At 61.3% G+C, this 23,152-nt stretch carries 18 protein-coding genes and 2 pseudogenes; 4 read left to right on the top strand and 16 right to left on the bottom strand.

The window, feature by feature from the left end; translation table 11 throughout:
* Positions 1-10: 10 nt before the first annotated feature.
* The 9 genes and pseudogenes from bamA to rpsB form a co-directional block, all read right to left on the bottom strand.
* On the bottom strand, positions 11-2,380 hold the full coding sequence (gene bamA, locus ABMD26_RS16975; RefSeq protein ID WP_134723415.1) for an outer membrane protein assembly factor BamA: 2,370 nt from the start codon (positions 2,378-2,380) through the stop codon (positions 11-13).
* A 73-nt stretch (positions 2,381-2,453) separates the two neighbouring features.
* Positions 2,454-3,804 (bottom strand): annotated as a pseudogene (gene rseP, locus ABMD26_RS16970) (sigma E protease regulator RseP).
* A gap of 30 nt (positions 3,805-3,834) precedes the next feature.
* Positions 3,835-5,025 (bottom strand): 1-deoxy-D-xylulose-5-phosphate reductoisomerase, encoded by a 1,191-nt coding sequence (gene ispC / locus ABMD26_RS16965; RefSeq protein ID WP_354310839.1) that lies wholly within the window; start codon positions 5,023-5,025, stop codon positions 3,835-3,837.
* Positions 5,022-5,837 carry a phosphatidate cytidylyltransferase gene (locus tag ABMD26_RS16960; protein WP_049862285.1) on the bottom strand — a complete coding sequence of 272 codons (816 nt, stop codon included), beginning with the start codon at positions 5,835-5,837 and terminating at the stop codon, positions 5,022-5,024. The genes ispC and ABMD26_RS16960 overlap by 4 nt, the downstream gene beginning before the upstream one ends.
* Positions 5,837-6,594, bottom strand: a pseudogene (uppS, locus tag ABMD26_RS16955) (polyprenyl diphosphate synthase). The gene ABMD26_RS16960 and the pseudogene uppS overlap by 1 nt, the downstream one beginning before the upstream one ends.
* A gap of 16 nt (positions 6,595-6,610) precedes the next feature.
* Positions 6,611-7,168 carry a ribosome recycling factor gene (gene frr / locus ABMD26_RS16950; protein ID WP_049862286.1) on the bottom strand — a complete coding sequence of 186 codons (558 nt, stop codon included), beginning with the start codon at positions 7,166-7,168 and terminating at the stop codon, positions 6,611-6,613.
* Positions 7,165-7,908 (bottom strand): UMP kinase, encoded by a 744-nt coding sequence (gene pyrH, locus ABMD26_RS16945; protein ID WP_049862287.1) that lies wholly within the window; start codon positions 7,906-7,908, stop codon positions 7,165-7,167. The genes frr and pyrH overlap by 4 nt, the downstream gene beginning before the upstream one ends.
* 192 nt (positions 7,909-8,100) lie before the next feature.
* The gene (tsf, locus tag ABMD26_RS16940) at positions 8,101-8,973 is read right to left on the bottom strand and encodes a translation elongation factor Ts (RefSeq protein WP_049862288.1); all 873 of its coding nucleotides are present in this window, start codon (positions 8,971-8,973) and stop codon (positions 8,101-8,103) included.
* A 179-nt stretch (positions 8,974-9,152) separates the two neighbouring features.
* Positions 9,153-9,893, bottom strand: a complete 741-nt coding sequence (gene rpsB, locus ABMD26_RS16935; protein WP_049862289.1) for a 30S ribosomal protein S2 — start codon at positions 9,891-9,893, stop codon at positions 9,153-9,155.
* A 346-nt stretch (positions 9,894-10,239) separates the two neighbouring features.
* Between rpsB and map the strand changes: the two genes are divergently transcribed.
* The 4 genes from map (at position 10,240) to ABMD26_RS16915 (ending at position 15,777) form a co-directional block, all read left to right on the top strand.
* Positions 10,240-11,022, top strand: a complete 783-nt coding sequence (map, locus tag ABMD26_RS16930; RefSeq protein WP_049862290.1) for a type I methionyl aminopeptidase — start codon at positions 10,240-10,242, stop codon at positions 11,020-11,022.
* Between the two features lie 53 nt (positions 11,023-11,075).
* Positions 11,076-13,778, top strand: a complete 2,703-nt coding sequence (locus tag ABMD26_RS16925) for a [protein-PII] uridylyltransferase (protein ID WP_056843854.1) — start codon at positions 11,076-11,078, stop codon at positions 13,776-13,778.
* 1 nt (position 13,779) lies between these two features.
* Entirely contained in the window at positions 13,780-14,976 is a 1,197-nt protein-coding gene (dapC, locus tag ABMD26_RS16920) for a succinyldiaminopimelate transaminase (protein ID WP_134723419.1), read from the top strand.
* Between the two features lie 66 nt (positions 14,977-15,042).
* Positions 15,043-15,777, top strand: coding sequence for a M12 family metallopeptidase (locus ABMD26_RS16915; protein ID WP_354310834.1), 735 nt, complete (start codon positions 15,043-15,045; stop codon positions 15,775-15,777).
* Here ABMD26_RS16915 and ABMD26_RS16910 read toward each other — a convergent pair.
* The 7 genes from ABMD26_RS16910 to ABMD26_RS16880 all read right to left on the bottom strand — a co-directional run bounded on the left by ABMD26_RS16910 (position 15,774) and on the right by ABMD26_RS16880 (position 23,100).
* On the bottom strand, positions 15,774-16,091 hold the full coding sequence (locus ABMD26_RS16910) for a hypothetical protein (protein WP_354310832.1): 318 nt from the start codon (positions 16,089-16,091) through the stop codon (positions 15,774-15,776). The genes ABMD26_RS16915 and ABMD26_RS16910 overlap by 4 nt on opposite strands.
* Before the next feature lie 139 nt (positions 16,092-16,230).
* On the bottom strand, positions 16,231-17,370 hold the full coding sequence (locus ABMD26_RS16905; RefSeq protein WP_354310830.1) for a TIGR03364 family FAD-dependent oxidoreductase: 1,140 nt from the start codon (positions 17,368-17,370) through the stop codon (positions 16,231-16,233).
* Positions 17,371-17,383: 13 nt separating this feature from the next.
* On the bottom strand, positions 17,384-18,394 hold the full coding sequence (locus ABMD26_RS16900; RefSeq protein WP_282345878.1) for a putative 2-aminoethylphosphonate ABC transporter substrate-binding protein: 1,011 nt from the start codon (positions 18,392-18,394) through the stop codon (positions 17,384-17,386).
* Positions 18,395-18,446: 52 nt separating this feature from the next.
* Entirely contained in the window at positions 18,447-19,274 is an 828-nt protein-coding gene (phnX, locus tag ABMD26_RS16895) for a phosphonoacetaldehyde hydrolase (RefSeq protein WP_354310827.1), read from the bottom strand.
* A gap of 15 nt (positions 19,275-19,289) precedes the next feature.
* Positions 19,290-20,999, bottom strand: coding sequence for a putative 2-aminoethylphosphonate ABC transporter permease subunit (locus ABMD26_RS16890; protein WP_502948347.1), 1,710 nt, complete (start codon positions 20,997-20,999; stop codon positions 19,290-19,292).
* Positions 21,000-21,015: 16 nt separating this feature from the next.
* Positions 21,016-22,092: a putative 2-aminoethylphosphonate ABC transporter ATP-binding protein gene (locus ABMD26_RS16885; protein WP_354310823.1), complete on the bottom strand. Its 1,077-nt coding sequence runs from the start codon at positions 22,090-22,092 to the stop codon at positions 21,016-21,018.
* Between the two features lie 144 nt (positions 22,093-22,236).
* Positions 22,237-23,100, bottom strand: a complete 864-nt coding sequence (locus ABMD26_RS16880; RefSeq protein ID WP_354310821.1) for a LysR substrate-binding domain-containing protein — start codon at positions 23,098-23,100, stop codon at positions 22,237-22,239.
* Positions 23,101-23,152 lie beyond the last annotated feature (52 nt).

The raw sequence follows: 23,152 nt of genomic DNA, 5'->3' as shown, positions 1-23,152 counted from the left end.
GGAGCAGACCTTAGAAGGTCTGACCCAGAGAGAATTGGAAGACTTGGGTTTCGGCGTTGTCAGGTTTCTTGACCGGCATTGCCAGGCTGAAGCTCAACGGGCCCAGGGCAGTGATCCAGGTCACACCCAAACCGGCGGAGACGGCCATGTTGGCGATGTCGATGTCGTTGCAGCGGACGGTTTCACCGGTTGCGGTTTTGCTGTCGTTGCAGTTGGTATCGAATACGTTACCAACGTCGACGAACAGGGAAGTACGCAATGAGCGCTGATCCTTCACGAACGGCAGCGGGAACAGGACTTCGGCACCACCGGTGATCTGTACGTTGCCACCGAAGGCCAATGGATCCTGATCCGGGTCCCTGAGAGTATTTGGGCGATTTCCTTGGCTGGGTGTACTGCGCGGGCCAAGCGTACTGTCCTTGAAGCCACGCACCGAGTTGAAACCACCTGCGTAGTAGTTCTCGTAGAACGGCAGGCCGTCCGTAGAGCCATAGCCGTCACCGTAACCCAGCTCGGTGTGGAAGCGCATGGTGTAGTTTTCGGTGACCGGCACGAACGCCTGGTTGCGATAGTCGATCTTGAAGAACGACAGGTCGCTGCCCGGAATGGTGACTTCACCGGTCAGGCTTTGCGAGGCACCGCGGGTCGGCAGCACACCCTTGTTCAGCGTTGACGAAGACCAGCCGGCCGAGGCTTTGAAGTTGGTGAAGTTCTCACCTTCCTTCTCGATGAAGTCGAAAATCTCTTCAACGGTGTATTTACCGGTCTTGATCTTGTCGTTCTGCACGCTCAGGCCAAAGGTCAGGCGCGAGGTTTCACTGATCGGGTAGCCGAAGTTCATGCCGGCGCCCAGGCTGTCCACCGCGTAGCTGGCTACATCGACGTCGAGGTCGTCATAGTCGGTGGAGCGATAGAACGCGTTGTAGCCCAGGCTGACACCGTCCGGCGTGTAGTAGGGGTCGGTGTAACTGAAGTTGTAGCGGCTCTGGTACTCGCTGCGGGTCAAGCCGATCGACACGCGGTTACCGGTACCCAGGAAGTTGTTCTGGCTGATCGAACCACCCAGGATCAGACCGGCGCTCTGCGCGAAGCCGACGCTAGCGGTGATGGAACCCGACGCCTGCTCTTCCACGGCATAGTTGACGTCGACCTGGTCATCGGTACCGGGCACGGCCGGCGTTTCGACGTTCACTTCCTTGAAGAAGCCGAGGCGCTCGAGGCGGGTCTTGGATTGGTCGATCAGGTAGGTCGAGGCCCAGCCGCCTTCCATCTGGCGCATTTCGCGACGCAGCACTTCGTCTTCCGACTTGGTGTTGCCACGGAAGTTGATGCGGTTGACGTAGGCACGCTTGCCCGGATCGACCACGAAGGTGATGTCGACGGTGTGGTCTTCGTCGTGCGGCTGAGGCACGCCGTTGACGTTGGCGAAGGTGTAGCCGTCGTTACCCAGGCGGCGGGTGATCAACTCGGAAGTCGAGGTCATGACCTTGCGCGAGAACACCTGGCCTTTCTTCACCAGCATCAGCTGCTGGACCTGATCTTCAGGCACTTTCAGGTCACCGCTGAGCTTGACGTCGCGAACGGTGTACTTTTCACCTTCGTTGACGTTGACGGTGATGTAGACGTGCTTCTTGTCCGGGGTGATCGACACCTGGGTGGACGCGATGTCCATGTTGATGTAGCCGCGGTCCAGGTAGTAGGAACGCAGACGCTCCAGGTCACCGGACAGCTTTTCGCGTGCGTACTTGTCGTCGTTGCGGAAGAACGACAGCCAGTTGGATGTCTTGAGTTCGAACAGGTCGGTCAGGTCTTCCTCGGGGAATACCGAGTTGCCCACCACGTTGATGTGCTGGATGGCCGCGACCGTGCCTTCGTTGATGTTGATCTTCAGGGCCACGCGGTTGCGCGGCTGGGTGACCACTTCGGTGTCGACCGACGCCGAGTAGCGACCCTGGGCGACGTACTGGCGCTGCAGCTCGTTGCGCACGCCTTCGAGGGTCGCGCGCTGGAAGATCTCGCCTTCGGCCAGGCCGGACTGCTTGAGGCCCTTCATCAGGTCTTCGGTGGAGATGGCCTTGTTGCCTTCGATGTCGATACTGGCCACCGAAGGTCGTTCGACCACGGTGATCACCAGGACGTTACCGTCCCGGCCCAGCTGGATATCCTGGAAGAACCCGGTTTTAAAGAGTGCACGGGTCGATTCCACCAGGCGACCGTCGTCGGCCTGGTCACCTACGTTCAACGGCAACGCGCCAAACACGCTGCCAGCGGACACCCGCTGCAGACCGTTGACACGAATATCGGAGATGGTGAAGGACGCGGCGTGAACTTCAGCGATCATCAGTACGGCAAGAACCGCAGTTAGCAGCAGACGTTTCATGAAGTCCTTTCTTATTCCAACTGGCAATAAACAAACTGCCGCAGAAGCGGCAGGTTCGCAAACGAGCGAAGCGTTACAGTCGACCCAGATCGTTTATCAGGGCAAGCAGCATGACCCCGACCACCAGACTGATGCCGATCTGGATTCCCCAACCCTGTACCCGATCGGACACTGGGCGACCACGCACCCATTCGATCAGATAGAACAGCAGATGCCCCCCATCCAGTACTGGAATGGGGAGCAAATTGAGAACTCCGAGGCTTATGCTCAGGTAGGCGAGGAAATTCAGGAAATCCCCAAAACCCGACTGGGCCGAAGCGCCCGCCACTTTAGCAATGGTTATCGGTCCACTCAAGTTTTTTACCGACAGCTCGCCGAACAGCATTTTCTTCAGCGAATCAAGGGTCAGCACGCTCATGGTCCAGGTACGCCTGGCGCCTTCGACCACGGCATCGAGCGGCCCGTAGCTGACTTCGCGCAGCATCTGTGGTGGCCATTCGACCGGTTTCACCCCGGCGCCCAGGTACCCCGCCGCTTTGCCCTCGCCCTTGGAAACCAGGTTGACCGGCACGTCCAGCTGGGCATTGTCGCGCTCCACACGCAGTACGATCCGACTGTCCGGGCGCTGGCGCACCAGGTCCACGACCTGCTGCCAATCGCCCAGCGGCTGGCCGTCCAGTGCCAACAGACGGTCCCCGGCGCGCAGCCCGGCGGACTGGGCCGGACCGTTCGGATCGAGTTCGGCCAGGATCGGCTCGAGCGCCGGGCGCCACGGACGGATGCCCAGCGAGCGGATCGGATCGGGCTCGTCGGAACCCTGCAGCCACTGGCTCAGCGCCAGCGAACGGGTAGCCTGGGCATCCGAGCCCGGCTCGCGTACGGTCAGTTGCAAGGACCCGGTTTCGCCCAGTCGACGAACCATCTGCAGGTTCACCGCTGCCCAACCCGCGGTACTTTCGCCATCTACTGCAACGATTTCCTCGCCCGCCATCAGACCAGCGGTTGCCGCGATGCTGCCCGGCTCGACCGAACCGACCACAGGCTTGAGCTGCTGAGTGCCGAGCATTGCCAGCAACCAGAAGAAAACCAGGGCCAGGAGGAAGTTCGCTACCGCGGCCGGCGGCGACGATGGCGATGCGCTGACGTACGCTCTTGCGGTTGAAGGACTGCTCGGCCTGATCGGCCGGCACCTCACCCTCACGCTCGTCGAGCATCTTGACGTAGCCGCCCAACGGAATGGCCGCGACCACGAACTCGGTACCCTGGCGGTCGTGCCAGCGCAGCAGCGGCGTGCCGAAGCCTACCGAAAAGCGCAGCACCTTGACGCCACAGCGCCGTGCGACCCAGAAATGGCCGAACTCGTGAAAGGTAACCAGCACCCCCAATGCCACCAGGGTGCCGATAATCATGTAGAGCGCACTCATAACTCTCTCCGAACGACGGCCATACGGGTGTCAGTTCCCGTGCTGGTTCAACCATTGCTGGGCCAGATCTCGCGCGCGGGCGTCCGCGGCGAAGACCGTGTCGAGCGTATCCAGCGCAACGACCGGCTCCTGGTTCAAGACGTCTTCGATCATACGCGGGATCTGCGGGTAGCGTATGCGACGCTCGAGGAACGCCGCCACTGCAATTTCGTTCGCCGCGTTGAGCATCGCAGGGGCGCTGTCGCCGGCCTCTGCCGCCTGCCGCGCCAGGCGCAGACAGGGGAAGCGCTGCTCATCCGGCGCCTCGAAATCGAGCCGGGCGATGGCGAACAGGTCAAGGGGAGCCACGCCCGAGTCGACACGTTGTGGCCAGGCCATGGCATGGGCGATCGGCGTACGCATGTCGGGATTGCCCAACTGCGCCAGCACCGAGCCATCGACATAGTCGACCAGGGAATGGATCACGCTCTGCGGATGCACGACCACCTCGATCTGAGACGGGCGAGCATCGAACAGCCAGCACGCCTCGATCAGCTCCAGCCCCTTGTTCATCATGCTCGCCGAATCGACGGAGATCTTGCGCCCCATCGACCAGTTCGGATGGGCGCAAGCCTGCTCTGGCGTGACCTGCTCCAATTGCTCCAGAGGGGTCTGTCGAAACGGACCACCCGATGCGGTCAGCAGAATCCGGCGCACGCCGACATTGCTCAGGCCACGCTCGAAGTCACCGGGCATGCACTGGAAAATCGCATTGTGCTCGCTGTCGATCGGCAGCACGACAGCGCCACTGTCGCGTACGGCCTGCATGAACAAGGCGCCTGACATGACCAGCGCTTCCTTGTTGGCCAGCAGCACTTTCTTGCTCGCACGGACTGCGGCCAGCGTGGGGCGCAGGCCGGCTGCGCCGACGATGGCGGCCATCACCGCATCCACTTCGGGCGCCGCCGCCACCTGGCACAAGCCCTCCTCGCCTACCAGCACTTCGGTGCGAGAACCCGCCTGAAGCAAGGCCTGTTGCAGATCGCTGGCGCGCTCCTGAGTGGGCACCACGGCGAACACCGGACGGTGCACCAGGCACAACGCCAACAGTTCGTCCATGCGCGAGAAGCCAGTCAGGGCGAAGGCTGTATAGCGGTCCGGATGCCGGGCGATGACGTCGAGCGTACTCAGACCAATGGAGCCGGTCGCGCCCAGTACGGTAATACGCTGCACGCCGCTCACATCACGCCCCAGCCAGCGGCCCACAGCAGTACGGCGAATACCGGTACCGCTGCGGTCAGGCTGTCGATGCGATCGAGCACGCCGCCATGGCCGGGCAGCAGGTTGCTGCTGTCCTTGATGCCGGAACGACGCTTGAACATGCTTTCGGTGAGGTCACCCACGACCGAAATGGCCACCACGATCGCGGCGCCGAGCAGGCCCGCGAGCATCTGGCCCACGCCCCAGTCACGCACCAGGCCGATGGCCAAGGTAATCAACAGGCTGGTCACCAGGCCACCGTAGAAACCTTCCCAGCTTTTGCCAGGACTGACCTGAGGTGCCAGCTTGCGCTTGCCCAGAGCCTTGCCGGTGAAGTAGGCGCCGATGTCGGCACCCCAGACCAGCACCATCACGGTCATGATCAGCCAGTTGCCCAGTGGCCAACCCTTGAGCAACACCAGGCCTTGCCAGGCAGGCAGCAGAATCAGCAGGCCGATGAGCAGCTTGCAGGCAAGGCTGGCCCAATGCTCGCTGGTGCGCGGGTACGTCAGCACCAGGAAAGTGGCCAGACACCACCACAGCACCGCAGCGCCGAGCACGAACGGCGCCAGACCGGGCGTCAGGTAAAGGAAGAACAACAGGCCCGCGACCACCGCCGCGAAGGCGATGCGCGCGGACTGCTTTTCGAAGCCAGCCAGACGCGCCCACTCCCAGGCGCCCAAGGTGACCACCACGCCGATGAACAGGGCGAAACCTGCTCCTTCGAGCAGAAAGAAACCGCACAGGGCTATCGGCAGCAGGATCAGCGCAGTGATGATGCGTTGTTTAAGCATTAAGCACGGGCTCCGGCTTCGACCTGCTCGCTCGTTTTACCGAACCGGCGCTGGCGCGAAGCGAAATCGGCCAGCGCCGTGCGCATGGCTTCGTGTTTGAAATCCGGCCAGAACAGGTCGGAAAAATACAGCTCGGCATAAGCCAGCTGCCACAGCAGGAAGTTGCTGATGCGATGCTCGCCGCCAGTGCGGATGCACAGGTCCGGCAAGGGCAGGTCACCCGTGGCCAGGCAGGTCTGCAGCAGATCGGGGGTGATGTCTTCCGGCTTCAGGTGGCCGGCCTGGACTTCCCGCGCCAGACGCTGGGCCGCCTGAGCGATGTCCCACTGACCGCCGTAGTTGGCAGCGATCTGCAGGACAAAGCGGTCGTTGCCGGCTGTGGCCGCTTCGGCTTCACGCATGGCCGCCTGCAACTCGGGGTGGAACCGCGAGCGGTCACCGATGATCCGCAGGCTGATGCGGTTGTCGTTCAGCCGACGCGCCTCGCGACGCAACGCACTGAAGAACAACTCCATCAACGCGCCGACCTCATCGGCCGGGCGCTGCCAGTTCTCGCTGGAAAAGGCGAACAAGGTCAGTACCTCGACCTTGGCCTCGGCACACACCTCGATGACCGCGCGTACGGCATCCACACCGGCCTTGTGCCCAGCGACACCGCGGGCAGCAAACGTTTCTTGGCCCAGCGATTGTTGCCATCCATGATGATCGCAACATGCCGCGGTACCGTGGAAGGTACAGCCAACTTGGTCTTTTCCATGAGACGGACTAATTCCTTAAACGGCCATCAGGTCCGCTTCTTTCTGCTTCACGGCCGTTTCGATGTCCGCGACGAACTTGTCGGTCAGCTTCTGGATATCATCGGCGGCACGACGCTCTTCGTCTTCGCTGATTTCCTTTTCCTTGACCAGATCCTTGTACTGGCTCAAGGCATCACGACGGATGTTGCGCACGGCCACACGGGCGTCTTCGGCAGCGTCGCGGGCCTGCTTGGTGAAGCCCTTGCGGGTCTCTTCGGTCAGCGCCGGCATGGAGATCAGCAGCAACTCGCCCAGGTTGGTCGGGTTGAGGTTGAGGCCGGCAGCACCGATGGCCTTGTCGACCGCAGCGAGCATGTTGCGCTCGAACGCGACGACCTGCAGGGTGCGCGAGTCCTTCACGGTGATGCTGGCGACCTGGTTGATCGGGGTGTCGGCACCGTAGTAGGGAACCTGGACGCCTTCCAGGATGCTTGGGTGCGCCTTGCCGGTACGGATACGACCGAACGCGTGCTGCAGCGACTCCAGGGATTTCTGCATGCGCGCCTGCGCATCCTTCTTGATTTCGTTGATCATACTTCGCCTTCCTCGATCAGAGTTCCTTCGGCGCCGCCCACTACGATGTTCAGCAGAGCGCCTGGCTTGTTCATGTTGAATACCCGCAACGGCATCTTGTGGTCACGGCACAGGCAGATGGCGGTCAGGTCCATCACGCCCAGTTTGCGATCCAGTACTTCATCGTACGTCAGGCGGTCGAACTTCTCAGCATGCGGATCCTTGAACGGATCGGCCGTGTAGACACCGTCCACCTTGGTCGCCTTGAGGACCACGTCGGCATCGATCTCGATGGCGCGCAGGCACGCTGCGGAGTCGGTGGTGAAGAACGGGTTGCCGGTACCGGCCGCGAAAATTACCACATCGCCGGAATTGAGGTGACGAATACCCTTGCGACGATCGTAATGGTCGGTCACGCCGACCATCGAGATGGCCGACATGACGATGGCGGCAATGTTGGAGCGCTCCAGCGCGTCGCGCATCGCCAGGGCGTTCATGACCGTGGCCAGCATGCCCATGTGGTCGCCGGTGACACGGTCCATGCCGGCCGCGCTGAGGGCGGCACCGCGGAACAGGTTACCGCCGCCGATGACCAGGCCTACCTGAACACCGATGCCAACCAGCTGCCCCACTTCGAGGGCCATGCGGTCCAGCACTTTCGGGTCGATCCCGAAGTCTTCGGAGCCCATCAGGGCCTCGCCGCTAAGTTTGAGCAAAATGCGTTTATAGCGAGGTTGACGACCACTCACCTGCTGAGCCATTGCGTGTCTCTCCTGCGGCGTTTAATAAATTCTGGACGGGCCGGTGTACGGCGCGCCTAACTCTAGCTTGCGGCACTGCGACAGTACCACCGGACCTGCGCCTTGTAAGCGGCTAAATCCGGGTCCCGACTTTGAAAAAGAGGCTGCGCGCGTAAGCGGGCAGCCTCTTTGGGGCAACAGGACGAATCCGTCTTATTGCTTGCTGGCAGCGGCCACTTGTGCGGCAACTTCGTCAGCGAAGTTGTCGACAGGCTTCTCGATGCCTTCGCCTACCTTGAAGTAGGTGAACGAAACGATTTCAGCACCGGCTTTCTTGGCCAGGTCACCGACCTTGACTTCAGGGTTCTTGACGAACGCCTGCTCGACCAGGCTGGCTTCGGCGAGGAACTTGCTGATACGACCAGCAACCATTTTCTCGACGATTTCGGCTGGCTTGCCCTTGATCTTGTCTTCGTTCAGGCTCATGAAGACGCCCTTCTCACGCTCGATCGCTTCGGCCGAAACCTGCGATGGCAGCAGGAATTCCGGGTTGCTGGCAGCCACGTGCATGGCGATGTCGCGAGCCAGTTCGGCGTTGCCGCCGTTCAGGGCGACGATGACGCCGATCTTGTTGCCGTGCAGGTAGGCATCGACCACGTCGCCTTCCACACGCACCAGGCGGCGGATGTTGACGTTTTCGCCAACCTTGGCAACCAGGGCTTCACGAGCCGGCTCTTGAGCGGCGATCAGTGGAGCTGCGTCGGTCAGCTTGTCGGCGAAAGCCTTTTCAACGCTGGCGGCGACGAAGTTCTTGAAATCGTCCTGCAGAGCCAGGAAGTCGGTCTGCGAGTTGACTTCCAGGATGACTGCGGACTTGTTGTCAGCGGCAACCTTGACGGCGATGGCGCCTTCGGCAGCGATGTTGCCGGCTTTCTTGGCGGCCTTGATGGCACCGGAAGCACGCATGTCGTCGATGGCTTTTTCGATGTCGCCGCCGGCCTTGGTCAAGGCCTTTTTGCAATCCATCATGCCTTCGCCGGTACGCTCGCGCAGTTCTTTGACCAACGCTGCAGTAATCTCTGCCATTTCAAATTCCTCTTGGATAGGTGTCTAACCATTCCACCCGTTAACGGGCGCTCAATTCTTGACCTTGCCAGCGGCTCTTTACAGTTCGAGCGATGACGATGCCGGCAATGGTTCTCGAGGTGGCAAAAAGGGGGCCTAGCCCCCTTTTTGCGTACCGAGTAAACGCTGGGCGTCTAGACTCAGCCTTCTACCGCTGCGGCAGGTGCGTCCTGAACGTATTCTTCAGTACCGCCAGCCACGTGGTTGCGACCACGGATGACCGCGTCGGCCATCGAACCCATGTACAGCTGGATGGCGCGGATGGCGTCATCGTTGCCTGGGATGATGTAGTCAACGCCTTCAGGGCTGCTGTTGGTGTCGACGACGCCGATGACCGGGATACCCAGCTTGTTGGCTTCGGTGATCGCGATGCGCTCGTGGTCGACGTCGATGACGAACAGTGCGTCAGGCAGGCCGCCCATGTCCTTGATACCACCCAGGCTGCGATCCAGTTTTTCCAGATCACGGGTGCGCATCAAAGCTTCTTTCTTGGTCAGCTTGGTGAAGGTGCCATCTTCGGCCTGGGTTTCCAGGTCGCGCAGACGCTTGATCGAAGCACGGATGGTCTTGAAGTTGGTCAGCATGCCGCCTAACCAGCGATGGTCGACGTACGGCGAGCCGCAACGTGCTGCTTCCTCGGCCACGATCTTGCCGGCGGAACGCTTGGTTCCGACGAACAGGATCTTGTTCTTGCCCTGGGCCAGGCGCTCTACGAAGGTCAGTGCTTCGTTGAACATCGGCAGGGTTTTTTCGAGGTTGATGATGTGGATCTTGTTACGCGCGCCGAAAATGTACTTACCCATTTTCGGATTCCAGTAACGGGTTTGGTGACCGAAGTGCACACCGGCCTTCAGCATATCGCGCATGTTGACTTGGGACATGATAGTTCCTTGATAAGTCGGGTTAAGCCTCCACGTATCCCAATGACCAACCCGTGGCAGAACCACCGGCACCCAGGTCATCGTGTCGACACGTGTGTGGGTTTGGTTGCTCCCGGGGCATCCCCGGAAAGCGGCGCATTTTATACCATAGCCGCCTCGATATAGAAACCTGAAATAGCGTCGATGCACAACGGCTTTTGCGCCGCTGCCGGATTCGCGCGACAATGACGCCCATCACCTCTTATATAGAGGCGTCGTCAGCGCCGCGCGGCAGTCCGTGGTGGCTCTGGTAGAATCGCCTCGATTTCCAGCCTGCGAATGCGCGCAAGCGCTCAGAGAGCCCCGAATGACCGTGACCATCAAGACCCCCGAAGACATCGAGAAGATGCGAATTGCCGGCCGCCTGGCGGCCGAGGTGCTGGAGATGATCGCGCCTCACGTCAAGCCCGGTGTCACCACCGAAGAGCTCGACCGCCTGTGCCACGACTACATCGTCAACGAGCAGCAGGCCATCCCTGCCCCGCTCAACTATAAAGGCTACCCCAAGTCGATCTGCACCTCGATCAACCATGTGGTCTGCCACGGCATTCCCAACGACAAGCCGCTGAAGAACGGTGACGTGCTGAACATCGACGTCACCGTGATCAAGGATGGCTACCACGGCGACACCAGCCGCATGTTCCACGTCGGCACCGTGCCAGTATGGGCCGAGCGCCTGTCGCAAGTGACCCAGGAATGCCTGTACAAGGCCATCGAACTGGTCAAGCCAGGTTGCCGTCTGGGCGACATCGGTGAAGTCATCCAGAAGCACGCCGAGAAGAACGGTTTTTCCGTGGTCCGCGAATTCTGCGGCCATGGCATCGGCAAGGTGTTCCACGAAGAACCCCAGGTGCTGCACTACGGGCGTGCCGGGACCGGCATGGAGCTCAAGGAAGGCATGACCTTCACCATCGAACCGATGATCAACCAGGGCAAGGCCGACACCAAGGTGCTGGGCGATGGCTGGACGGCGATCACCAAGGACCGCAAGCTGTCGGCGCAGTGGGAGCACACCCTGGTGGTGACCGCTACCGGCTACGAGATCTTCACCTTGCGCAGCGACGACACCATCGCCCGCGTTTCGGCGTGATGCCGCGCAGGCGGGCGAACCGTTCAGGCCACTAATCTCTTCAGGAATACGACATGCCGCAGGTGGATCCGGAGTTGTTCGATCGCGGCCAGTTCCAGGCCGAACTGGCATTGAAGGCAAGCCCCATCGCGGCTTTCAAGAAGGCGATTCGCCAGGCTCACGATGTGCTCGACGAGCGCTTTCGCAACGGCCGCGACATTCGTCGGCTGATCGAAGACCGTGCCTGGTTCGTCGACAACATCCTGGAACGGGCGTGGAACCAGTTCGACTGGAGCGAGGATGCCGACATCGCCCTGGTCGCTGTGGGCGGCTACGGTCGCGGCGAACTGCACCCCTACTCCGACATCGACCTGATGATCCTGCTCGAAAGCCCCGACTACGAGGTCTTTCGCGATTCGATCGAGCGTTTTCTCACGCTGCTGTGGGACATTGGCCTGGAAGTGGGCCAGAGCGTGCGCTCCATCGATGAGTGCGCCGAGCAGGCGCGTGCCGACATCACAGTCATCACCAACCTGATGGAAAGCCGCACCATCGCCGGGCCCGAGCGGCTGCGCAAGCGCATGCTCGAGGTCACCAGCACCGAGCGCATGTGGCCCAGCCGCGAGTTCTTCCTGGCCAAGCGCGCCGAACAGTCCGCCCGTCATCACAAGTACAACGACACCGAGTACAACCTAGAGCCCAACGTCAAGGGCTCCCCCGGCGGCCTGCGCGATATCCAGACCCTGCTGTGGGTGGCGCGCCGCCAGTTCGGCACGCTGAACCTGCATGCGCTGGCCGGTGAAGGCTTCCTGGTGGAAAGCGAAAACAACCTGCTGGCCTCTTCCCAGGAGTTCCTGTGGAAGGTGCGCTATGCCCTGCACATGCTCGCCGGGCGTGCCGAAGACCGCCTGCTGTTCGATCACCAGCGTTCCATCGCCGGCCTGCTGGGTTACAAGGACAGCGACGCGAAGCTGGCGATCGAGCGGTTCATGCAGAAGTACTACCGCGTGGTGATGAGCATCGCCGAGCTCAGCGACCTGATCATCCAGCATTTCGAGGAAGTGATTCTCGGCGACCCCGATGCCGGTTCCACGGTACCGATCAACTCGCGCTTCCAGCTGCATGATGGCTATATCGAGGCGACTCACACCCAGGTGTTCAAGCGCACTCCGTTCGCGATGCTGGAAATCTTCGTGCTGATGGCGCAGAACCCGGAGATCAAGGGCGTACGCGCGGACACCATCCGCCTGCTTCGTGAGCACCGCCACCTGATCGACGATACGTTCCGCAACGATATCCGCAACACCAGCCTGTTCATCGAGCTGTTCAAGTGCGAAGTGGGCATTCACCGCAACCTGCGTCGCATGAACCGCTACGGCATCCTCGGCCGCTACCTGCCCGAGTTCGGCCATATCGTCGGGCAGATGCAACACGACCTGTTCCACATCTATACGGTGGATGCGCACACGCTCAACCTGATCAAGCACCTGCGCAAGCTGCAGTACACCCAGGTTTCGGAGAAATTCCCACTGGCCAGCAAGGTCATGGGCCGCCTGCCCAAGCCGGAGCTGATCTACCTGGCCGGGCTGTACCACGACATCGGCAAGGGGCGTAACGGCGACCACTCCGAGCTGGGTGCGGTGGATGCCGAGCACTTCTGCCAGCGTCACCAGTTGCCGGCCTGGGACAGTCGCCTGATCGTCTGGCTGGTGCAGAACCATCTGGTGATGTCGACCACCGCGCAGCGCAAGGACCTCTCCGACCCGCAGGTGATCCACGATTTCGCCCAGCAGGTCGGCGACGAGGTGCACCTGGATTACCTCTACGTGCTGACGGTGGCCGACATCAACGCGACCAACCCCAGCCTGTGGAATTCCTGGCGAGCCAGCCTGTTGCGCCAGCTTTATACCGAGACCAAGCGCGCGCTGCGTCGGGGTCTGGAAAACCCGCTGGACCGGGAGGAGCAGATTCGTCGCACGCAGAGCGCCGCCCTGGAGATACTGGTACGCGGCGGGACCGATCAGGACGACATCGAGCAGCTCTGGTCGCAATTGGGCGACGACTATTTCCTGCGCCACAACGCCGGCGACGTGGCTTGGCATACGGACGCCATCCTGCAGCAGCCTGCCAACGGCGATCCGTTGGTGCTGATCAAGGAAACCACGCAGCGCGAGTTCGAGGGCGGCACGCAGATCTTCATCTATGCGCCCGACCAGCACGACTTCTTCGCGGTGACGGTCGCGGCCATGGACCAGCTCAACCTGAACATCCACGACGCACGCATCATCACTTCCAGCAGCCAGTTCACCCTCGATACCTACATCGTGCTGGACAACGACGGCGGCTCGATCGGCAACGACCCGCGCCGCGTCGCGCAGATTCGCCAGGGCCTGAGCGATGCGCTGCGCAATCCCGATGACTACCCCAACATCATCCATCGCCGCGTGCCGCGTCAACTCAAGCACTTCGCTTTCCCGCCGCAGGTGACCATCCAGAACGATGCCCAGCGCCCGGTCACTATCCTGGAGCTGAGCGCGCCTGACAGGCCTGGCCTGCTGGCCCGCATCGGCAAGATTTTCCTGGAGTTCGATTTGTCGTTGCAGAACGCCAAGGTGTCCACACTGGGCGAACGCGTGGAGGACGTCTTCTTCATCACCGATGCGCACAATCTGCCCCTGTCCGACCCACAGCTGTGCAGTCGGCTGCAGGCCACCATCGTCGACCAACTCAGTGTCAGCCAGGCGCCCGGCGTCGAGCTGTCCCGTTTGAGCATTTGATATGAACCATGCGTTGAACCAGCTGCAGCCCTACCCTTTCGAGAAGTTGCGTGCCTTGCTCAGTGGCGTCACCGCCGCTGCCGACAAGCGTGCGATCGCCCTGTCCATCGGTGAACCCAAGCACAGCTCGCCGGCCTTCGTGAAGCAGGCACTGGCCGACAACCTCGACCAGATGGCCGTGTACCCCACCACCCAGGGCATCCCGGCCCTGCGCGAAGCCATCGCCCAGTGGTGCGAGCGACGCTTTCAGGTCCCGGCGGGTTGGCTCGATCCGTCGCGCCACGTACTGCCGGTCAATGGCACCCGTGAGGCGCTGTTCGCCTTCACCCAGACCGTTGCCCAGCGCGACGTCGACGGGCTGGTGGTCAGCCCCAATCCGTTCTATCAGATCTACGAGGGCGCAGCGCTGCTGGCGGGCACCACGCCGCACTACCTGCCCTGCCTGGACCAGAACGGTTTCAACCCGGATTTCGACGCGGTCTCGGCCGATGTCTGGCAGCGCTGCCAGATCCTGTTCCTGTGCTCGCCCGGCAACCCGACCGGCGCCCTGGTGCCGATGCCGACCTTGAAAAAACTCATCGCCCTGGCCGACGAATACGACTTCGTGATCGCCGCCGACGAGTGCTACAGCGAGCTGTACTTCGACGAAGACGCACCGCCGCCCGGTCTGCTGACGGCCTGTGCCGAGCTGGGCCGCAGTGACTTCAAGCGGTGCGTGGTGTTCCACAGCCTGTCCAAGCGCTCCAACCTGCCGGGCCTGCGTTCCGGATTCGTGGCGGGCGATGCGCAGATCCTCAAGGCGTTCCTGCTGTACCGCACCTACCATGGCTGCGCCATGCCCGTGCAAACCCAGTTGGCCAGCATTGCCGCCTGGCAGGACGAAGCCCACGTACTGGCCAACCGCGATCTGTACCGGGAAAAGTTCGATGCCGTGCTGGACATCCTGACGCCGGTACTGGACGTCAAGCGCCCCGATGGCAGCTTCTACTTGTGGGCCAAGGTACCGATGGACGATGCCCAATTCTGCCGCGAGCTGTTCGAGCAGGAGCATGTCACGGTGGTGCCCGGATCCTACCTGTCCCGCGAAGTCGACGGGCTCAACCCGGGTGCCGGACGCGTACGCATGGCGCTGGTCGCACCGTTGAGCGAGTGTGTCGAAGCCGCCCAGCGCATTCGCCACTTTCTCGAGCGCCGATAACACATAGCTACGCCTTTGCCGGGCGTTTGATCGCCATCATCGGTGGCTCTTTTTCAGGAGCCATTGATGATGTGTGATCTACTGTTCTGCAAACCCCTTCCTGCCTTGGACGTCGCGGCTTCACGCCGCGTGGCCCTGGCCGAGCGCCCGACCAATGCGTTGAGCGCCTCTTCCTCCGGACGTTCAAAACGCGCTCTGGGCCAGTTCTCAAAATTCTGGGCACCTGGCCGCACGCTGACCGTCGGTTTTTTCAATGAAACCCCAGTCGAGCACCAGGCAGCCATCGAGAAGGTGGCGCGGCAGTGGCTGTGCTGGGCCAACCTGAAGTTCGACTTCGTCGACAGCCCGTTCGCCGACATCCGCATCTATACCAGTGGCGAAGACAACTACAGCCAAGTCGGCACCGACGCGCTGCTGGCCAGCCCGATGGATGCAACCATGGCCCTGGGCATCAAGCCGGATGATCCGCTGTTCGGGCGGACCGTGCTGCACGAGTTCGGTCACGTATTGGGACTGCTGCACGAGCATCAACACCCCAAAGCGGATATTCCGTGGGACGTCCCCAAGCTGTATGCGTACTTCGCGGCCAAGGGCATCGATCAGCAGACCGTCGACATCAACCTGCTGGACAAGATCGACAAGGCACTGGCCAAGGGCACGGCGTATGACCGTACTTCGATCATGCATTACTCGGTGCTGCAGGAGCAGACCGTGGGCGACTGGGAAGTAGGCATCAATCACACCTTGAGCCGCCGCGACCGCAAGTTCGTGCGGCGCATATACCCGGAGGTGGTCGCCTAGCGGGCTCGGCCGAGGCTGGCTTGATCGAGGTCGAACTCGACCAGCGCTTCGTTCACGGCGGCAGCGTTGGTCAGGTACTGTCGGCGCACGACGTAGCGTGGAAGCTGTTCGTATTCCTGTTCCACCCACACCGGTTGGCGAGAGGTCCGCTCGAAATCGGGCCACTCACCGATCACGAGGAATATCACCTGGGGTATGAGCGCGATTGCCAGCATGACGTTGAGGTCGACCAACCCCAACCCACCGAGCGCCGAGCCCACCACCACAGGTATGGCGCTAGCGACGGCCGTCCACAGTTTGGATAATCTGCGCATGGGCTATGACCTCACATGGGTTACTGTATGTTTATACAGTAACCCAGTCTGGGCTGTGTGATCAATCCCTGAGAGGTTCCCGCTCGGCGGATCAGCTAACGTCCAAGGCGTGCGGTCCACCCCGCGTGCTTTACAGGGTTCAGTCGGGTGCGCCAAACATGGCGGTCACTGCCTGTTCCCCCAACGCTGGGCCGACACTCATGCCGACCCCACTGTGCATCAGCGTTGCACTCAACCCCGGCGCGATGTCCAACCGCGAAAAGGGATTCGGTCCCTTTGCGCCATAGACACCTTGCCAGCGTTCCATGACTTGGATCTTGCAACCCAGGGTGTCCTCTGCGAGCGCCAGCATCCACTGGTCCACCTGCTCGGAGTTGAACGGTGAAGCGTCCGTGGCGTAATCATGGGAATCACCGATGATTAGATCCCCATACGGTGTGGGACTGACCAGCAGGTGAATGCCGTGTTCTTCCAGATGAGGATAATCGCGTTGGATTTCGGCGCGCACGGCGGCGGCTTCAGGCAGATCTGCAAAGGCTGCGTAATGAACACAGCTCAGTCCGGTCAGTACAGAATGCTGAAGATCCAGATTTGAGTCGGGCCGCCCCCGCAGCATCTGCAAGCGGCACACCCTGGGATTCAGTGCCGCCATGGGCTCGGCGAGCAGCGTCAGATAGTCATGCCCTGAACACACCACCACCTGCCGACCGCGAAAACTACCGGCAGTGCTCTGCAGGTGCCCCGGTTCGACTCCGCTGACCAAGGTCGAAAAATGAAATTCGACGCCCAGTTCGCGCTGCAGATAGCCGATCAGTTTCGGTATGGCCTCGCGGGAATACAGCTGCTGATCATCGAAGCCGTGCAAGGCGGCTCGATGATGGTTGAATCGACCGCCATACAAATCGCTCAGTTGTGCGCGGCTCAACAGTTCTACCCGATAATCGTGTTGCTGGGCTCGCCCGGCGCAAAAGGCGGCAAGCAGTGTTTCTTCCGCTTCGGTGCGCGCGAACAGCAACGAGCCATTGCGCTTGAGCTCGAAGCCTGCGGCTACGCTCCAACTGGCCCAGAGCCCGCGGCTGGCTTTGGCCAATTCGAGCATGACGCCGGGCGGTTGCCCGGTGACCAACGCTTGGCCGAAGTTGCGCACCGAGGCGCCCACGGGAGTGGCTGAACGCTCGAACACACGCACCTTCAGTCCTCGCCTGGCAGCCGCATAGGCGTGAGAAAGCCCGAGAATTCCTGCGCCTACCACCAGCAGGTCGCTTGCAAACCGATCCATTTCAACCTCCTCCCTATTGCTTGGCCGATTTACCGTCGTAGCGTTTGCGCCACTCGGCCAGAATGTTGTCGCGCTCCCTCGAGGCCCAGGCGAAGTCATTCTTGATCAGGCGCTGCTCATAGTCGGCCGGTAGCTCGGTGGGCGGCTTGGCCAGGCCTGCCTGGGCCAGCACTGCAAAGTTCTCCTGGTACAGCGCCATGCCCGCGGCACTCGCCGAGAAGTCAGCCAGACGCTTGGCAGCCTCGGGGTGAGCGGTGCCCTTGATCACGGCTGTTGCCTCGATCTCCCAGCCCAGGCCCTCTTTGGGCAGGATGATATCCAGCGGAGCACCTTGGCGTTTGAGCTGTACTGCGGGGTACTCGAACGAAATACCGATAGGAAACTCGCCCGCTGCAGCCATCTTGCAAGGCTTGGAACCGGAGTGGACGTACTGACCGATGTTGCGATGCAAATCGTCCATGTAGGCCCAGCCCTGTGCTTCGCCAAAAGTCTGCAGCCAGGCGCTTACGTCCAGGAACCCGGTACCGGACGAGGCCGGGTTGGGCATCACGATCTTGCCGCGATAGACCGGGTTGGTCAGGTCTTGCCAACTGACGGGGCGCGGCAGGTTCTGCTTCTCGGCTTCGACGGTGTTGAAGCACAGGGTGGCGGCCCAGACATCCATGCCGACCCACGCCGGCGGGTTCGCCGGATCACGGTACTGGGCGCCAATCTTGGGCAGATCCTTGGGCGCGTAGGCGTCGAGTAGGCCTTGTTGATCGAGGATGGCCAGACTCGAGGCTGCCAGCCCCCAAACGGCATCAGCTTGCGGACGGGCCTTTTCCGCTAGCAGCTTGGCCGTGATGATTCCGGTCGAGTCCCTCACCCATTTGATATCGATATCCGGGTTGGCTTTCTCGAAAGCTTTTTCGTAGGTCTGCAATTGCTCGGCTTCCAGGGCGGTATACACCGTAAGTTCCGTGGCGGCCTGAACGTGGAGGCTGAAGCCTGCGAGCACTGCGGCAAGGGCGAGGGGCTTGAACATGAAGTGATCCTGAGAGGTTCGCGAAGAAGTTGTCGGTCAGTCAGACGCTTGATCATGGACTGCAGGGTGTTTCACCCCGAGCCATACGTAGGTTGATCTCATCGATGAGCGCTGGCAGATCAGCGATGGTGTCTGCCAGGTAATGCGGGCGTGCCGGGGTGAACAGCGCATCGATGCGCTGTCGATGCTGCTCGAGCTCGGAGGGGGTGAGCGCCTCGAAGGCCGGGTAATCCAGACCGAGGAAATTACCGGAGAAGCGCAGCCCGATCGTCCACATTCCGGCACTGCGGCCTTCGAGAATACCCGGCAGGGTGTCATCCACTTTCACACAGGCGGCGACGTCGCCGATGCCCAGCGCGATCACATTGGCCAGCGCCTGAGCTGGGCCAGGTCGCCCAGTGAGCAGGTCATCGGCCGCGACCACATGATCGGGCTGATAGCCGGCCACGGCGGCCATGGCCACGACATGATCCATCACCTGCCGGGGATATCCCGAAGTGGTACCGATTTTAAGTCCGGCCTGGCGCAGGTGCTCGATTGCGGCCAGTGCCCCGGGAATGAGGGCGCTGTGCTTGCCGACATTGGCGATCTGCAACGGCATGAACCGCTCGTAGATGGCTGTCACGTCAGCATCGCTGGGTCGTCGCGCGAAGCGTTGCTCGAAACGCGCAGCGATCTGTGGCTGATTGCACAGGCTGCGGATGTGGTCCCACTTGCCCATGCCCATGGGGCCTCGGGCTTCTTCGAGGCTCAGCTCGATATCGAATGTGGCGAAGGCCTCGACAAAGATTCGAGTAGGCGCGAACGAGCCGAAATCGACGACGGTGCCAGCCCAGTCGAGAATGGCCGCCTGCAGCCGTATGGGGGATCGATAGTGCATCAGGGTCTCCGCAGATCAGTGGGATGGGGTGCTCTGGCGCCAGGCTTGTGAACGTCGCAACAGCCCTCGAGACGTCCAGGCGAGCAAAAGTGAAACGGCCGCCGAGGTGAACAGAATCAGCGTCGACATGGCGGCTGCGCCGCCGACATTGCCTGCGTCGTCCATGTTGAGTACCGCCACGGCAGCGAGAATGCTGTCTGGCGAGTACAGGAAAATGGCTGCGGAAACGGTGGTCATCGCCGAGACGAACAAGTAACGGACGATGTCCAGCACTGCAGGTAGGCAAATCGGCAAGGTGACCCGCAGGTAGTGCCGATGCAAAGGGACCTTGAGCGAAAGCGCCGCCGCTTCGAACTCGGTGTCCAACTGGCGCAAGGCAGTGGTCGCGGTCATGTGCGCAGTGGTCAGGTAATGGGCAATGGTGCAGATCACCAGCAACGCCATGCTCCCGTATAGGCTGTGCAATGGGTTGTCGGGCAGATTGAAGAAAAAGACATAGCCAAGTCCGAGCACCAGCCCCGGCACGGCCATGGGTATGAAGGTGAGTATGCGCAGGGCCAGATCAAGGCCAGCCTGCCCACGGGTTTTCTCCATCAGATAGGCACCGGTGAAGATCAACGCGCTGCCGATCACCGCACTGCAGCTCGCCAGCACCAGGCTGTTGCGATAGGCCAGCCATCCACCGCCTGCGTTTTCATTGAACAGGTAGTGCTTGAGCGACAACGACAGGTTGTAGGGCCAGAACTTGACCAGAGAGGAAAACACCGCCATCCCCAATACGGCCAGCAGCGCTGTGCAGATGAGTACGACGATCACCAGATAACCGCCATCTCGCCATGTCGAAGGCTGTGGCGTGAATACCTGCGCGCGGCCACTCATGAACGAACGTTGGCGCCGGCGCAACCAGGCATCCATGGAAAAGCTGATCAGCGCGGGCACCAGCAAGACCATACCGATGAGAGCTCCACGACCGAACTGCTGCTGCCCCACCACAGCCTTGTAGGCCTCGATGGCCAACACCTGATAGTCGCCACCGACAATCACCGGCACGCCGAAGTCGGTGATGGTCAGCGTGAAGACCAGGCAGAACGCGGCAAACACGGCTTGTCGAGAGGCGGGCCAGGTGATGCTGTAGAAAGACCGCCAGGCGCTTGCACCCATGCTCGATGCCGCGTCGAACAGACGCGCGTCACTCAGCGAGAGGGCCGAAAGCAGAATCATCAGCGCGTGGGGAAACGTGTAGATCACCTCGCCGATCACGATGCCCCAAAAACCATAGATATTGTCTGCAAAAAGGCCGCGCAGCAGTCCCTGGTTACCGAACAGGTAGATCAACGCAATGGCGGGCAGCATCGATGGCGCCAACAGCGGCAGCAGGGATATTGCGCGCCACAGGCCCTTGGCGGGAATCAACGTGCGTTGCAGCGCGTAGGCGAACACATAGGCCAGAGGCACCACAATGATCGCGACAGTCAAGGAGACACGCAGGCTGTTGCCCAGCAACCAATGGAAATGCTCGCTGGCCAGCAATTCCCGAGCTGCGGCAAGTCCGCCGCCCTGCCCCATGTCGTTGCTGAAGCCGCGCCAGAAGATCGCCAGCAGGGGCAGAAGCAGCGCCATTGCCAGAACGGCGAGAAACAGTACTTTCCCGCCGAATACGAATAGTCGGTCGGCCCAACCGGAGCGTTCGATCCGGCGGACCTGGACCCGGTCGCCAACCGGCATTTTCACGTCAAGCATATTAGGCAAACACCTGCAGGCTACTGGGAGGCAGGGCTACCTGGATATTCCGCGTCCCCGAAGATGGCAGCTGACTCGCACTGATTTCGGCGGTCAGTGATTGACCCGGTAATGCGTCGAATTCGAAACTCACTCGGCATCTGTTCCCAAGGAAGGTCACCTCCCTCATCTGCGCAGCGAAAAGGTTTTCCTCCCCCTGCAGAGGATTCACGCAGATTGCCTCGGGACGACAAAAAAGCCGCCCAGCGGCGCAAGGCGCGACTCCACCGGCCAGTCGCAACTGCAGTGCCCCGACTTGCGCGTGACCGCTGCCATTGCCTTCGAAACTCAACCAGTTGCCCTGGCCAACAAAATTGGCCACGAATGGCGTCTGCGGATGTTCATAGATCGATTGCGGGCTGGCGTACTGCTCGATGCATCCCTGGTTCATCACTGCAATCCGATCAGCCATCAGCATGGCTTCTTCCTGATTGTGCGTGACCATCAACGTGGTGATGCCCAGGCGCTGCTGCAGGCTGCGCAACTCCATACACAGGTGTTCGCGCACCTGCGCATCAAGCGCCGACATGGGCTCATCCAGCAGCAGCAACGACGGTGCGGGTGCCAGTGCGCGAGCCAGTGCCACGCGCTGCTGCTGACCGCCGGACAGCTGGCCGGGATACTTCTTCTCGCTTCCGGTCAGCCCTACCAGCTCAAGCATGTCGCCAACCCGCTGACGAACGATGTCACGGGCGCTGCCGGTGAGCCCGTAGCCGATGTTCTGCTCGACGTTGAGATTCGGAAACAAGGCATACGACTGGAACACTATGCCGTAGTCCCGGGCCTGGGGCGGTAGATTGGATACATCCCTGCCCCCCAGATAGATAGTGCCCCGGTTCTGGCGCTCCAATCCGGCGATGCATCGCAGCAAGGTGGTTTTGCCGCACCCCGATGGCCCCAGCAGGCACACCAGCTCGCCAGGCGAGACGGCCAATGACACATTATCCAATGCCTTGAAGGCGCCGAAGCTCTTCTGCAAGTCAGCGATCCGAACCTGTACGCTCGGGGAGGCTTCAGCGGTGGGAAGGGAACAGAGCATGGATGCACCTCATCAGATGGAGCACGAACCGCGTGTGCAACGCGGCATTCGTGTCGATGAGGCAATGCTAGGGTGCTATTGCGACGGCGATGTGGCAGATAGCCAAAAGCTGGCGATAGTCATATCGGCAAATTTGTTAAGCATCTACCGCTCAAGACTGTCGCGAGCGACGTCGAGAAAGGCGGCGGGCAAACGTGCCTGCCTGCGATCCTTGAGGCAATACAGATACTCGGCGATCTGCGGCGCGCCTTCTACCGCGATGATTCGCAGATCCGGATTGACGGGTACCTCCTGGCGGGCAATGAGACTGACACCGATATTGCGCAGAACGGCCTCGCGAATGGATTCGCGGCTGCCGATTTCCAGTTCGATAACAGGGCGAACCTGATGGGTGGCCAAGAAGGTCTCGGTCAACGTTCGGGTGGTGGAACCGTGTTCACGCATCAACAGGCATTGTCCGGCCAGCGCGCTGGGCGGCACGCAATCATGCATGGCCAGCGGGTGCTGCTTGTGGACGGCCAGCACCAAGGGATCGGTGCCCAGCACCAGGTGCATCAAACGCGGATCCTCCAGCCATTGCGAGGACGCCGCCAGGTCTACCCGGTACTCTTCCAGCGCCTCGAGGACGTCCTGAGAGTTGCCTATTTCCACCGATACGTCGATGTGGGGCAAACGTTCGCGAAATGTCTTGACCAGATCGAGTATGTAATAAGGCGCCGTTGCACCTATTCTGAGTGCCCCCCTGCCCTGGCCGCAGTTTCGCAGGTGGAACTCGATATCGGAATCATGCTGAAGCAGGACTTTCACCTTTGGCAGCAGCCGAGCTCCCTCATCGCTGACGGTCAGACGACGCCCGCCTCGATAGAACAACTCGACCGCGTAGCGGCTTTCCAGCTGCCGAATCTGCGTAGTGACCGTCGGCTGGCTCAAGCCAAGCTTCTTGGCCGCCTGGGTGACACTACCCAAAAGAGCGACGGTGTAGAACGCCTTCAGCTCTGCACTCAGCATGATTCAACAGGCTCCTCAAGATCGCTGGCGTGGTTGCGGAACACCCACCGGC

It is taken from the genome of Pseudomonas sp. PvP001, assembly GCF_040546375.1.
GTDB classification, from domain to species: domain Bacteria; phylum Pseudomonadota; class Gammaproteobacteria; order Pseudomonadales; family Pseudomonadaceae; genus Aquipseudomonas; species Aquipseudomonas coleopterorum.
This window is presented reverse-complemented; position numbering and strand designations above follow the sequence as displayed.

Bases quoted from the DNA above. Each gene is read 5' to 3' on its own strand.
- bamA (WP_134723415.1), bottom strand. From the start codon at position 2,380: ATGAAACGTCTGCTGCTAACTGCGGTTCTTGCCGTACTGATGATCGCT.
- ABMD26_RS16960 (WP_049862285.1), bottom strand. From the start codon at position 5,837: ATGCTTAAACAACGCATCATCACTGCGCTGATCCTGCTGCCGATAGCC.
- frr (WP_049862286.1), bottom strand. From the start codon at position 7,168: ATGATCAACGAAATCAAGAAGGATGCGCAGGCGCGCATGCAGAAATCC.
- pyrH (WP_049862287.1), bottom strand. From the start codon at position 7,908: ATGGCTCAGCAGGTGAGTGGTCGTCAACCTCGCTATAAACGCATTTTG.
- tsf (WP_049862288.1), bottom strand. From the start codon at position 8,973: ATGGCAGAGATTACTGCAGCGTTGGTCAAAGAACTGCGCGAGCGTACC.
- rpsB (WP_049862289.1), bottom strand. From the start codon at position 9,893: ATGTCCCAAGTCAACATGCGCGATATGCTGAAGGCCGGTGTGCACTTC.
- map (WP_049862290.1), top strand. From the start codon at position 10,240: ATGACCGTGACCATCAAGACCCCCGAAGACATCGAGAAGATGCGAATT.
- ABMD26_RS16925 (WP_056843854.1), top strand. From the start codon at position 11,076: ATGCCGCAGGTGGATCCGGAGTTGTTCGATCGCGGCCAGTTCCAGGCC.
- dapC (WP_134723419.1), top strand. From the start codon at position 13,780: ATGAACCATGCGTTGAACCAGCTGCAGCCCTACCCTTTCGAGAAGTTG.
- ABMD26_RS16915 (WP_354310834.1), top strand. From the start codon at position 15,043: ATGATGTGTGATCTACTGTTCTGCAAACCCCTTCCTGCCTTGGACGTC.
- ABMD26_RS16910 (WP_354310832.1), bottom strand. From the start codon at position 16,091: ATGCGCAGATTATCCAAACTGTGGACGGCCGTCGCTAGCGCCATACCT.
- ABMD26_RS16905 (WP_354310830.1), bottom strand. From the start codon at position 17,370: ATGGATCGGTTTGCAAGCGACCTGCTGGTGGTAGGCGCAGGAATTCTC.
- ABMD26_RS16900 (WP_282345878.1), bottom strand. From the start codon at position 18,394: ATGTTCAAGCCCCTCGCCCTTGCCGCAGTGCTCGCAGGCTTCAGCCTC.
- phnX (WP_354310827.1), bottom strand. From the start codon at position 19,274: ATGCACTATCGATCCCCCATACGGCTGCAGGCGGCCATTCTCGACTGG.
- ABMD26_RS16890 (WP_502948347.1), bottom strand. From the start codon at position 20,999: ATGCCGGTTGGCGACCGGGTCCAGGTCCGCCGGATCGAACGCTCCGGT.
- ABMD26_RS16885 (WP_354310823.1), bottom strand. From the start codon at position 22,092: ATGCTCTGTTCCCTTCCCACCGCTGAAGCCTCCCCGAGCGTACAGGTT.
- ABMD26_RS16880 (WP_354310821.1), bottom strand. From the start codon at position 23,100: ATGCTGAGTGCAGAGCTGAAGGCGTTCTACACCGTCGCTCTTTTGGGT.